The 12,291-nt window shown below is 53.8% G+C and carries 12 protein-coding genes; 2 read left to right on the forward strand and 10 right to left on the reverse strand.

Features of this window, described 5'->3' with window-relative positions; genetic code table 11:
• Positions 1-16 precede the first annotated feature (16 nt).
• The 6 genes from AB5Y51_RS03410 to AB5Y51_RS03435 all read right to left on the reverse strand — a co-directional run bounded on the left by AB5Y51_RS03410 (position 17) and on the right by AB5Y51_RS03435 (position 4,135).
• Complete coding sequence (locus tag AB5Y51_RS03410) at positions 17-1,000, reverse strand: MDR family oxidoreductase (protein WP_368178061.1); 984 nt, start codon at positions 998-1,000, stop codon at positions 17-19.
• Positions 1,001-1,052: 52 nt separating this feature from the next.
• Positions 1,053-1,688: a TetR/AcrR family transcriptional regulator gene (locus AB5Y51_RS03415; RefSeq protein ID WP_039041196.1), complete on the reverse strand. Its 636-nt coding sequence runs from the start codon at positions 1,686-1,688 to the stop codon at positions 1,053-1,055.
• Between the two features lie 157 nt (positions 1,689-1,845).
• Positions 1,846-2,094: a GlsB/YeaQ/YmgE family stress response membrane protein gene (locus AB5Y51_RS03420; RefSeq protein ID WP_010675223.1), complete on the reverse strand. Its 249-nt coding sequence runs from the start codon at positions 2,092-2,094 to the stop codon at positions 1,846-1,848.
• Positions 2,095-2,222: 128 nt separating this feature from the next.
• Positions 2,223-2,948, reverse strand: coding sequence for a UDP-2,3-diacylglucosamine diphosphatase (gene lpxH, locus AB5Y51_RS03425; RefSeq protein WP_201972469.1), 726 nt, complete (start codon positions 2,946-2,948; stop codon positions 2,223-2,225).
• Positions 2,949-2,961: 13 nt separating this feature from the next.
• A complete protein-coding gene (locus AB5Y51_RS03430) occupies positions 2,962-3,648 on the reverse strand; it encodes a DUF4269 domain-containing protein (protein WP_368178062.1) in 687 nt (228 codons plus the stop codon).
• The gene (locus AB5Y51_RS03435) at positions 3,638-4,135 is read right to left on the reverse strand and encodes a peptidylprolyl isomerase (protein ID WP_010675220.1); all 498 of its coding nucleotides are present in this window, start codon (positions 4,133-4,135) and stop codon (positions 3,638-3,640) included. Before AB5Y51_RS03435 ends, AB5Y51_RS03430 begins: the two co-directional genes overlap by 11 nt.
• A 191-nt stretch (positions 4,136-4,326) precedes the next feature.
• Here AB5Y51_RS03435 and cysS point away from each other — a divergent pair, with 191 nt between their 5' ends.
• Positions 4,327-5,703 (forward strand): cysteine--tRNA ligase, encoded by a 1,377-nt coding sequence (gene cysS / locus AB5Y51_RS03440; protein ID WP_323907827.1) that lies wholly within the window; start codon positions 4,327-4,329, stop codon positions 5,701-5,703.
• A gap of 239 nt (positions 5,704-5,942) precedes the next feature.
• Here cysS and AB5Y51_RS03445 read toward each other — a convergent pair whose 3' ends face one another.
• On the reverse strand, positions 5,943-6,302 hold the full coding sequence (locus AB5Y51_RS03445) for a lysozyme inhibitor LprI family protein (protein ID WP_319915799.1): 360 nt from the start codon (positions 6,300-6,302) through the stop codon (positions 5,943-5,945).
• 95 nt (positions 6,303-6,397) lie between these two features.
• Between AB5Y51_RS03445 and AB5Y51_RS03450 the strand changes: the two genes are divergently transcribed.
• Complete coding sequence (locus AB5Y51_RS03450) at positions 6,398-7,012, forward strand: hypothetical protein (RefSeq protein ID WP_270671592.1); 615 nt, start codon at positions 6,398-6,400, stop codon at positions 7,010-7,012.
• Positions 7,013-7,696: 684 nt separating this feature from the next.
• On the opposite strand, the gene AB5Y51_RS03455 is transcribed toward AB5Y51_RS03450, so the two are convergent.
• From AB5Y51_RS03455 to AB5Y51_RS03465, 3 genes are read right to left on the reverse strand one after another with little or no spacing between them, the layout of a single operon-like run.
• Positions 7,697-9,448: a UvrD-helicase domain-containing protein gene (locus AB5Y51_RS03455; RefSeq protein WP_368178063.1), complete on the reverse strand. Its 1,752-nt coding sequence runs from the start codon at positions 9,446-9,448 to the stop codon at positions 7,697-7,699.
• Between the two features lie 12 nt (positions 9,449-9,460).
• The gene (locus AB5Y51_RS03460; protein WP_368178064.1) at positions 9,461-11,104 is read right to left on the reverse strand and encodes an ATP-dependent endonuclease; all 1,644 of its coding nucleotides are present in this window, start codon (positions 11,102-11,104) and stop codon (positions 9,461-9,463) included.
• On the reverse strand, positions 11,074-11,391 hold the full coding sequence (locus AB5Y51_RS03465; protein WP_368178065.1) for an AAA family ATPase: 318 nt from the start codon (positions 11,389-11,391) through the stop codon (positions 11,074-11,076). Before AB5Y51_RS03465 ends, AB5Y51_RS03460 begins: the two co-directional genes overlap by 31 nt.
• Positions 11,392-12,291 lie beyond the last annotated feature (900 nt).

Here is a 12,291-nt window from a genome sequence, read left to right on the forward strand (position 1 = left end):
CATATCGCGTCAGTCATCACCCCTGGACATTGACCAGGATCCGGCCGCGCACCTGGCCTGCCAGGAAGGCATCCCCCAGGGTCACGACCTGGGAGAGGGGCACTTCCCGGGTGAGGAGGTTGAGGCGGGTCAGGTCGAGATCCTCGGCCAGTCGGGCCCAGGCCTGCTGGCGCAGCGAGCGCGGTGCCATCACGCTGTCGATGCCATAGAGGGTGACGCCGCGCAGGATGAAGGGCATGACGGTGGAGGGGAAGTCCATCCCTCCCGCGAGACCGCAGGCAGCCACGGCGCCGCCGTAGCGGGTAGTGGCGCAGGCATTGGCCAGGGTGTGGCTGCCGACGGTGTCGATGACGCCGGCCCAGCGTTCCTTGCCCAGCGGGCGTCCCGGCGTGGCCAGTTCGGCGCGATCGATCACCTCGGCGGCGCCGAGGGACGTCAGATAGTCGGCCTCGTTCAGCCGCCCGGTGGCGGCCACCACTCGATAACCCAGCTTGGCCAGGAGGGTGATCGCCACGCTGCCCACGCCGCCGTTGGCGCCCGTCACCAGAATGTCACCGTCACCGGGGGTGATGCCGTGCTTCTCCAACGCCATCACGCAGAGCATGGCGGTGTACCCTGCGGTGCCGATGGCCATGGCGTCCCGGGGCTGGAAGCGCTCAGGCAGGGCAACCAGCCAGTCGCCCCGGACCCGTGCCCGCTCCGCCAGCCCGCCGCTGTGGGTCTCGCCCACGCCCCATCCGTTGAGCACCACCTTGTCGCCGGGGTGCCAGTCGGGATGCTGGCTCTCCAGCACGGTACCGGCAAAGTCGATACCGGGGATCAGAGGGAAGCGGCGTACCACGGGGGCGGCGCCGGTGAGGGCCAGGCCATCCTTGTAGTTGAGGGAAGACCACTCTACCGCCACGGTCACATCCCCGGCAGGCAACATCTCCTCGGAGAGGCTCTGGTAGCTGGCGCGATAACCCGCCTCGTCTTTCTCGATCAGAATACCGTTGAACATCTTGTCTACTCCCATTAATTGGACTGACTGACTATTAATCTTCGTAAAAAAATCACTTTGCTAACTTCATGAAAAAATTGAGAAAAGAGAGCATGGGCTCGGTATCGCCCACCAGGCGTGCGCGCAGCACGGCCCCTTCCCAGCCGATCCAGAACTGATGGGCGAGGGCAGGGCAGTCACAATCAGGGGGCAGCTCCCCCGCCGTCACCGCGTCCCTCAGGCAGCGGGCAAGCAGCGCCTCCCAGTCGAGGAGGATCTGCTCGAGGCGCAGGCGCAGCTCGGGGGACAGCTGCACCACCTCCTGACCCAGGTTGCCCACGAGGCAGCCCCGCTGGAACGCAAACCGGGTCATGCCCCGGCAGGCGCTGTCGACGAAGGCAACAAGACGGGCCAGGGGGGGCAGGCTCTCATCCTCCAGATAGCGCGTCAGCTTGCGGCAGAAGTAGTGGTGATAGGCATCCATGACCGCCAGGGTGAAGTCGTGCTTGGTGGCGAAGTAGTGATAGAAGGAGCCCTTGGGGATCCCGGTCGACTGCAACACCCGCTCGATGGAGGTGGCGGCGATGCCCTGTTCGGTCAGCAGCTCCATGCCCCGGCGGATCAACAGATCCCGGGTGTCGGCATAGGTGTGCCCGTGCTGGGCAGGGCGGCCGCGAGGGCGGCGGGGCAGGGGGTCATTGGCTTGCATGGGGCTTATTAGACGCCTCAACTAGAAATGATGCAAGCGCGGCATCGAACGGACGAAACGAGTGGATGAGATCGGGTAGTCGAGACAAGCTGGAGCCAGCGGGGCAGAAAACAGCGAGGGCGCCAGTGGCGCCCTCGCATCGATGGGTGGCTGCGCCTCAACTGCGCAGCTTGTTGTAGACAAACAGCACGATCAGGGCGCCAACGGTGGCGATGATGATGCTCGGCAGGTTGAAGCCGGTGACCGTTCCCATCCCGAGCAGGGTGCTGACATAGCCCCCCACCATGGCGCCGACCACCCCCAGGATCACCGTCATGAAGAAACCGCCGCCATCCTTGCCCGGCATGATCCATTTAGCCAGGATGCCGACGATCAGCCCCAGTACCACCCAAGTAAGAAATCCCATGCTCTTCTCCTCGTTGTGTGCAGAGAACCAGAGTATATGCAGGGATCCTGCTTGTATCCCGCCGCAGCACGGCGTGAGTCAGAAACGGTCATATGAGACTCGCTCCTGACCATGGCAGGCAGAGGACTTCAGCCAAGCGCGCGGGTGTCGAGGCGCTGCCCGGCGGGGGAGCACACCAGCACCGACCCCTGCTCGAACCAGTCCCCCAGCACGATGCGCCGCGCCGCACGCCCATCCAGGGTGAAGTCGTGGATGGCGGGTCTGTGGGTGTGGCCGTGGATCATCAGGCGGCAGCCGTGCTGGCGCAGCATCTCGTCCACCGCCTCCGGAGTCACGTCCATGATGATCTGGCTCTTCTGGGCATTCTCCATCTGGCTCTGGCCGCGCATCTTGTGGGCGATGGCCTGGCGGCGCGAGAGCGGCAGGCGCAGGAAGAGCCAGCGCAGCCATTTGAGTTGTGTGATGCGGCGAAACTTCTGGTAGCCCTCGTCCCGGGTGCAGAGCAGATCCCCGTGGCTCAGCAGCACCCGCTCGCCGTACAGCTCGATGACGCAGGGGTCGCCGAGCAGGGTCATGCCGGCCCGTTTGGCAAACTGGCGCCCCAAGAGGAAGTCGCGGTTGCCGTGAATGAAATAGAGGGGCACCCCTTGCTGGCTCAGGGCGAGAAAGGCATCGGCCACCTCGCGGTGGAGCGGGTTGGGGTCGTCGTCCCCAATCCAGAATTCGAACAGATCCCCCAGCACATAGAGGGCGTCGGCCCCGGGCGCGTCTTCGGCCAGAAAGCGCACCAGGGCCGCCGTCATGTCGGGCCTGCCTTGGCTGAGGTGAATGTCACTGATAAAGAGGGTGCTCATGAGTTCCTGGGCATCATGGTAAGAGAGTCCCGCCTGGGGGCGGACAAGGCCTGTGACCTTGCTCGTCGAGCGGGTGGGGGAGGGAAGGGCAGCAGATCCCCGCAAGGTTGATGTCCTCCAGGGTCAGCAACGCCTCGTAAGGGTCGCCGGACAGGCCCAGCAGGCGGCACATGGCCGCTTCCCCCTTGAGCCCTTCATCAACACGCAGGCGCAGCACCTCCAGGTGGAAGGGGGCGCCAAAGTGCCCAAGCAGGGCGGCCATCAGGCTGAGGTGGCGCCAGCCATGACACGCCTCAAGGGGATCAGGGGTGAGGTAGAGCTCGACTGGCCAGCACTGGCCATCTGGCCCGTGGCGTTGCTGCTCGGCGATCCAGACCTGCTCGACCTTGCTTCGCACCTGCCAGCCTTGTGCTGCCAGTGTCGCGGAAAGGAAGGCCGGGTCTGGATGCTGGCAGAGGATGTCGAGATCGCTGCCGGGCCTATCCAGCCCGATGGCGATCGTGCTCACCAGGGCCAGATCGTTGCACAAGGTGCCAAGCTCATCCCACAGGCCGCCGCTCAGCAGGGCGTGGGCCGAGCGCTGACGTTCGTTGCCCTGGGCCAGATAGTCGAGGCGGCGCCAGTTGGGGGCGGCAGATGGAAAAACTGCGGCCGGGGCCGCAGTGGTATCAGAGCCTGGCAGGCAGGGATTACTCGGCAAGGGTCACCTTGGTGATCACGACGTCTTCGGTCGGAACGTCCTGGTGCATGCGGCCGTAGTTGCCGGTCTTCACGCCCTTGATCTTGTTGACCACGTCCATGCCGGCGGTCACTTCACCGAACACGCAGTAGCCGAAGCCCTGGGTGGTGGCGGACTTGAAGTCCAGGAAGTCGTTGTTGTTCACGTTGATGAAGAACTGGGCGCTGGCGGAGTGCGGCTCCATGGTGCGGGCCATGGCGATGGTGCCGACCTTGTTGGACAGACCGTTGGCCGCCTCGTTCTTGATGGGAGCGCGGGTCTCTTTCTCTTCGAAGCCCGGGGCATAGCCGCCGCCCTGGATCATGAAGCCGTCGATGACGCGGTGGAAGATGGTATTGTCGTAGTGACCGTCACGGCAGTATTGCAGGAAGTTGGCCACGGTCTCCGGGGCTTTTTCCGCGTTCAGGGTCAGGGTGATGTCGCCGTGGTTGGTGTGCAGAGTAACCATGAGTTGTCCTTTCATTTTGACGCGGGCAGCAAGGTGCCCGCAGGTGTATGGCATAAAGTGGTGGCAATTCTAGCCCATCAAGGCCCTGCGGCATAGATGGCAGGGGGGAGAGGGGGCTTTTTCTGCCTCGTTTTCTATACCGGATGCGGTTAGAATGACAGGCCATTTTACTCACAGGCAGTGGTCATAAGATGCTGAAGATATACAACACACTCACTCGTCAAAAAGAAGAATTCAAACCTATCCACCCGGGCAAGGTGGGCATGTATGTGTGTGGCGTCACTATCTATGATCACTGTCATATCGGCCATGGCCGTACCTTCGTCGCCTTCGACGTCGTCGCTCGCTACCTGCGTTATGCAGGATACGACCTAACCTATGTGCGCAACGTCACCGACGTGGACGACAAGATCATCAAGCGCGCCGCCGAAACGCACGTGACCTGTGACGATCTCACCGAGCGCCTCATCGGTGACATGCACCAGGATTTCGACGCCCTCGGCATGGTGCGTCCGGACATCGAACCCCGCGCCACCCAGCACATCGGTGAGATCATCGCCCTGGTTGAAACCCTGCTGGAAAAAGGGCACGCCTACGTGGCGGACAACGGCGATGTGATGTTCATCGTCGAGTCCTACGCCGACTACGGCAAGCTCTCCGGCCAGGATCTGGAGCAGCTGCAGGCCGGCGCCCGGGTCGACGTGGTGGATGCCAAGCGCAATCCGCTCGACTTCGTGCTGTGGAAGATGTCCAAGCCGGGCGAGCCGACCTGGGACAGCCCCTGGGGCCCGGGTCGCCCTGGCTGGCACATCGAGTGCTCCGCCATGAACTCCAAGCACCTTGGCAACCACTTCGACATCCACGGCGGCGGCTCGGATCTGCAGTTCCCGCACCACGAGAACGAAATAGCCCAGTCCTGCTGCGCCCACGGCGGCGACTACGTCAACACCTGGATGCACAGCGGCATGGTGATGGTGGATAAAGAGAAGATGTCCAAATCCCTTGGCAACTTCTTCACTATCCGTGACGTGCTGGCCCACTATGACGCCGAAACCGTCCGTTACTTCCTGATGTCCGGTCACTACCGCAGCCAGCTCAACTACTCGGAAGATAACTTGAAGCAAGCCCGCGCCGCCCTGGAGCGCATGTACACCGCCCTGCGCGATCTGCCGGTGGCCGCTGCTGCCGGTGGCGACGAGCAGGTGGCTCGCTTCAAAGATGCCATGGACGATGACTTCAACACCCCGGAAGCCTACTCCGCCCTGTTCGATCTGGTGCGCGAGATCAACCGCCAGAAGGCCGAAGACATCGCGGTCGCCGCCGGCCTCGGTGCCCGCCTGCGGGAGCTGGGCGCCGTGCTCGGCATCCTGCAACAGGATCCGGATGCCTTCTTGAAGGGTGACGAAGCAGACGAAGAGGTCGCCGAAATCGAGCGCCTGATCGCCGAGCGCAATCAGGCCCGCGCCGACAAGAACTGGGCCGCGGCGGATGCCGCCCGTAACCGTCTCACCGAGATGGGCATCGTGCTGGAAGACAGCGCTGGCAAGACCAGCTGGCGCCGTGCCTAAGGCCGGTTGTCCTTGTTGGTGCCTGATGCCAACAGGTTGACCCAATAAAAAAACCGCAGCCCGAGGGCTGCGGTTTTTGTTTGTGGCCTGCCGAAGCCTCGGCATTTTTCGGTCTGATCCCCTCTCCCCTTGGGGGAGAGGGTCAGGGTGAGGGGGGCTCGCATCATGACTCACCGGAGTGCCTGCAAGCCGTCTGTTACTTGCCCCCAGTTCCTACCTGACCTGGTTGGCGCCTCTGATCATGGCTGGTCCGGCAGTGTGTTCAGGTCTTTGGTGCGCGCCTCGGTCAACTGGGTGAGACAACTGCTGTGGACCATGGGCGCCATTGATCCCCCTTCATAGACGCCGGCCTCGTAACGGCACTGGGCATCGCGAAAGGTGATCCAGGCCCGTTGCGCAGTTCTCAGCCTCTCCAGCTGTGCCTTCTCCAGGGGGGCAACCCGCTTTTTATAGGCGGCATTGAGCTTGGCATCGGCTCGCTGGTAATCCTGAAACGCACAGATGTTCATGTCGGTTTGTGTCACCGGCGCAGTACAATCCTGTTCGGCCTGAACGGCAGTGGTTGCCAGCAAGAGCAACAGGGCGGGATAGGGTCTCAAGAGGCAGTTCCTTTGTGGTAGGGAGAGGGCCAATATACGGCATAAACCGGCCCGATGGCGGCTCTGTTTTTCAAGAATAACAAGGAGATGACGTCATGAAGTTGAACTGGATGCCGTTTCTGGCCCTGCCTCTGCTGGCGTCCGGGCTGTCTGTGGCCGCCACTGCCCCCGATATGCAGGCCCAAGTACGCGCCAAGGTGGCCGAGTTTCTCGACTGGGAGCGCCAAGTCAAACCGAGCGGCCTCTATCAGGCAGACCTGGGCGGTGCGTTGCCCAACATCGTCTCCCCCGAGCTGCTCTGCCTGCTCAATGCCGCCTCCAAGGCGCGCGAAATAGCCGCCCGCGAAGCCCCGGACGAGAAGCCCCCCTTCGTCGAGGGCAACCCCTTCCTGCCCAATGCCTGGGATCACCTGCTGGGCTCTGAGATACTCTCGTCACGCGCCATCGCCGGCAGCCGTGATCGCAGCGAGGTCAAGGTGCGCTTTACCTTTGGCGAGCCGGGCACCCCGCTCGATGCCCCCAGCGGCACCTACCGTTTTGTCAGCACCTATCTGGTACTGGACGGGCCGCAAGGAGCTCGCATCACCGATATCGACGCTGGCGGCAGCTGTGATTTCTGCCAATCCGGCAGCCTGCGCGCCGCCCTCTATGAGACGCTCACCGCCTATCCCGCCGCAGGGGGAGAGCAGTGCAAGGGGTTGGGGAAATAGGGCTTTGGCTTGAGTGAAAAAGTGTTTGGGGAATAGAAATAAAAACCGCAGATCAAGGCTGCGGTTTTTTGTGGTTTGCCGAAGCCTCGGCATCCTTCGCTCAGATCCCCTCTCCCCTTGCGGGAGAGGGCAAGGGTGAGGGGACTAACGTCATTCCTTGGCTGAATATCGTCCCACGCCTTAATGGCATGGCTTCGCCATGCAGGACGCGAGGGCTTTGCCCTCGAAGAGGTTTCGCCGCCGCTGCGCGGCTTGGCGAGTGACTTTGGAAAGACCCGCTCTCTTTGGCAAATAACACCAAAAGTCTTCCCCCCGGCAAACCGCCCGCTTCGAACATCCTTGTTCTCGCGCCAAATCGGGGACGAGCAGTGCTCGGCCTGATCCGATATGGCCCCTATGCCGGTTGCGGCTGCGCCATCATCCCTGATGGCGCTCCTGACCCGTTGAACTCGACTCGGCGGTTTGCAGGGGGAACCGATACCGTGCTCGCCCGTGGCTTTAGTGTTCCGATTAACTGCCTTTTCCACTGAAAGGGGAGAGCAGTGCAAGGGGGTAGGGGAATAGGTTTGGGTTTGATCAAAGCATGTTTGGGGAATAGAAATATAAACCGCAGCTCAAGGCTGCAGTTTATATTTGGCAGTTACAGTAATATAGAGATTTTTAGGTGGGATGCTTGATGGCATTTTAATGTATGAAGAAACCTATGTTTTTTAGTTTGTCTTTTTCAGCTTCCTTTAGTTTTTTTACTGCCCAGATTAAATAATGTTTAGGTCTAGATGACGCGACATAAGCAAATCTTGCTGATTCTGTATCTGGAGATTTAATCCAATTTAGCCAGTTAGAGTCATTGCCTGCTTGTGGCGATGATATGACGACTGTGACGTCATGTGTTTCACCTTTTGCTCCGTGAATTGTTGATTTTCGGTATGAAATCATTGGTTTGAACGCTGTGCCTAAAGTAGTTGTTACTTCTTCTTCTGACAATCCGGAAGGAGAAACTAACTTTACATCATCTAAGCTAGATATCGATTTGGCTATTAAATCAGAGCAAAATTCTTGTTTTGATAGGGAGTGAATAAGTTGCTTTGTTCGTTTAGTCCATACAGACCATGATATATTCATAGTTTTTAGATTATTATTTACTAGATAGTTCAATGAAGCACATAAAAACTTTCGCCATATAAGATTGGAAGAGATTGATTGAGGACAATTAAAACTATTAGGTCTATAGCTTTCCTTAAGGTGATGACTAATAAATTCGGAGAAAAGTTGTATAGATGTATTCAGGTTATCAGGGTCATCAACATCAAACAATTTAATCGACAGAGCTAGCTTTTGTATATTATTTAACGTTTCTATATTAGTCTGGAACTTTTGCAGGATAGCGTGTCCTCTTGATAAAATTACGTTGTTCTCGAATTGAGAAAATATTTTATCAAAGCTGCTCACAAGTTCTGTAGGGCAGACCTCATATTGCATCACTATGCATCTTTGTTCGAGCCAAGATATATTTCCTATTATATCCGAGCGGCCGGTGATTTTGGCACAAACATTAATGATATTTTGGCAACTACGAAAATTTCTAGTTAGCTTTAAGTGTAAAAAATCATTGTTGGTAACAAACTCTGTAACTTTAATTGGCTCAACATCGCGGAAGCCATAGATAGCTTGATGAAGATCCCCCACAAAATGCAATATGGCCCCATTGTTTGCAAGAGCCTGAAGGATAGTCAGTTGCTCTTCTGATAGGTCTTGGCATTCATCGATAATAATCAATGGATAGCGTTTTACAAGTAACTCGAAATATTGTTTGAACTTGAGATCATTGACAGCCATGATAGCTAGATATTCAATGTCTTTATAGGTAGCAAATCCCCCTTGAAACATTTTTAATTTAGTGTCTTGAAAATCTTTAATTTGCCAGTCGGTTAGCGTAAGTTTACTTAGAGCTTTATCTGTTATCGGATCCCCGGTGTTAAATATAATGCCATCGTTTTTCATGTCAAAAGAAAAGTGATGGGCATATATATTCCCTCTCTTTGCATAACTATACTTTGTCCTATAACCCAACGTAACAGATGTATCAATTATTTTAATTGATGAATCATTTCCTTCTCCTATATATTTTGTCAACTCTGTTACTAATGGGGAAACAATATTTTTATAGATGAAACTATCAAATGTTCCGAGAGTGTGGGGGAACATTACCTTTGCTTGCAATAGGTGTGTTGATATTCTATGCGTTAGTTCATCGGTAGCACTATTAGTAAAAGATAATATTGCAATTCCACCGGGATACTTATCCCAAGAACTAATCTCTTTTGCTACTTTTGCAGAAACAACCTCAGTTTTTCCACTTCCGGGGCATGCCTCTAAAAAGGTGTGTCTATTAATGCTGGAATTGATGTACTTCAATTGCTCTTCGGTAAATTCCATGAACATCAACTCCTATACGGTGTTTAATGATGATGCCCAGAGAATGGCATTTCTAATATAATTTGGGACAGAAAATTTCTGTGGGTTTTCTTGAATCTTATCTGTCATAATTTGGGCGAACATGCCTTTTCCAATATTGTCATCATCAATTCTATGAAGAATTTTATGTGCTGCAATGGCGACTTCTTTCTGTGATTTTTTAGTCCAGTCCTCACTCGACATTGTTGTGAATTCATCAATTATTGGACTTTTACCACTTATAGGTTTAGGCCACAGAGAGGCTATTATTTCAGACATTAGTGCTGCATTATTACCCTCCATTGCAAGGTCATATTCTAGAGTCTTATATTTACTAACAAATAATCTAGCATGGGTTGAAGTATTAATTGATTCAACCAGCTTTATTGCGTGATTTGTTCCATGCATTAAATTCCCTTCATATGGAATGAAATCGACATCAATTTCTTTTGATTCATCTTCGGTTGCTGCATTTGGGTTCTTAACTTTTATTGTCTTGGGCGGATCTAAATCAGTTAGCCCCGCGCATCTAATTGGAATATTACAGTGTTCAGTGTCTTCATTGTCACTAGTTTGGATATTACAATATAGCTGCATGAAGTGTTGAAAATATATTCCATTGAGATTGATTGTTGATATTCCTAAGTCTTCAAGGCTATTCTTCCCATTTTCTTGACCGTTAAGCACTATTCTTGCAATAGCAGGGAGTAACATTTGTTCTGCAATACCCTCAACTAGAATCACACCACTTGCAAATAACAAATTGGATTTTGTGACATCTAACCAACGGTTAATAAATTGAGTGCTATTTGGCTTTAATCCACAATTCTTTAATGGAGTTGCAATAGGATTATGAGATTTTGATAAGTGGATGATAGATTCAATGTCAACAGATGAAGCTAAAACAGTAGAGTGGGTAGTTACAATCACTTGAACGTTTTTGTTATTTTCAGCAACATTTTTTAGGTAGTTAAGTAACCTAATTTGCAGTTGAGGATGTAAATGAGCCTCAGGCTCCTCAATGAGAAGTAGCTTTAAAAGAGGCTGGTCATCAGCCTCATCATTCAGTGTGATCTCTGCAAGAATTGATGCAATATATAATAGGTTGTTGTATCCTAAACTGTTCTGGTTTAGGTTTCTGAATAGCTCTCTATCATCTGTTGATAAATTAGGGAAAAACAATAATGTTAAACTTTCCGCAATCCTAGTGAAATCAGTTTCAGCAAACTGTATTCTTGTGTTTTGTCCAAAATGATAACCTATTGCTTTTGTGAGGTTTTCTGTTATCAATTCATTTGCATGTTTTATGCTCAGGCCATCATCAGTTGCAAGAGATGTATTAAAATCTTTTATTTTCTCCTCAAGTGGATGTAATTTCCCATTCTTTTTGCATTTCATGAGTTCTTTATGGTTTATCGCTTTAAGCAATTTTGATAGTTGTGATTGACGACCATTGGATAGCTTTGATTCTGCATCGCGTAAAGGCGGTAAATATACACATTGAATAAGTTCTAAAAGCTCTGGGTCAAACTGAGAACTACGTGAACTACCGCCCCAAATCAATCTTTTAAAACGACCAAATCTTTCTTTATTTTCAACTTGTAAATTTAATTGAGCGGTTTTTTTGAACCAACCCACGGGAGTAATGCCACTTTATCAATTAAATCTAAACTATCAAATTCTGCTCTAATGGAAAAGAATTGGTATGGATTGTCACTTGATTCAAAGGAATTGAAAAAATCATCACTGCTGATGTTGTATCTCCCAGACTCAGAGTCGTGAAAGAGTTGTCTAATAGCGCTTATTATTGCTGTTTTTCCTGCTCCATTCTCACCTACTATTACATTTAGTCCATTGGTTAATTGAATTTTAAAATTTTCATTGAAACAACGAAATCCTTGAACATTTAGTTCATGTAAATACATGTCGATTCCTACTTGTGAGTTTATAAAATATCGATAGCTTTAGACGGGGGCTGTATATTCGCTTAGCGGAGCGTAATCGGACGTTCGAGAAATAAGGTGTTATTACGATGAAATACTCACTATCGGGCCTTCAATATAAAACCGTTTCCCGATAAGGATATCTGCCGCTTGCCGTTGTACCCACCATGATTTTTTCACCTATGCAACATGTTTATGAAGTCTGTTGCATAGATGCGACAATCTGGTCTCGCCATGGGGTGGGCGAGGGGCTGGATCAGAGATAACAACCCTCCCGATCGTTGCCCCGAATAGGCAGGGGACGGTTACCTTGGTGCAATGTGCTGCGCTTGGTGCACCCTACGCCTGTTAACCGGCCTCGGTGCCGCGGGTTGGGTGTTGCCCCCTGTTGTTCGCTGAGGTGAGCCCGTTTGTCCAGGCCGCGAGGCAGGACGCCGAGCGAGCGCNGCGCCGCTGGGCCAGGGATGGCCCATCGGCGCGTGCCGTAGGACAAACGGGTGAGCCGAGGGCACCCGACGCAGGAGGGCGAACAAGTGGGGGTGGCCTTTCTTTTGGTGACTTTTCTTTGGCCACGCAAAGAAAAGTCACTCGCCAAGCCGCGCAGCGGTGGCGAAACCCCGTCGAGGACGGAGTCCTCGTGTCCTGCACGGCGAAGCCGTGCCATTCACACGTGGGGCGGCATTCGCCAGGCAATACTGTTACCGACCCCTCACCCTCTCCCGCAAGGGGAGAGGGGATCAAACCGAAGTCGCTGAGGCTGGTGAGCGAAACCCCATAGAGGACGGAGTCCTCGCGTCCTGCACGGCGAAGCCGTGCCATTGAGGCGTGGTGCGGCATTCGCCAGGCAATGACGTTACCGACCCCCTCACCCTAACCCTCTCC

This window comes from Aeromonas sp. R7-1, from assembly GCF_040908115.1.
Taxonomy (GTDB): Bacteria; Pseudomonadota; Gammaproteobacteria; order Enterobacterales; family Aeromonadaceae; genus Aeromonas; species Aeromonas caviae.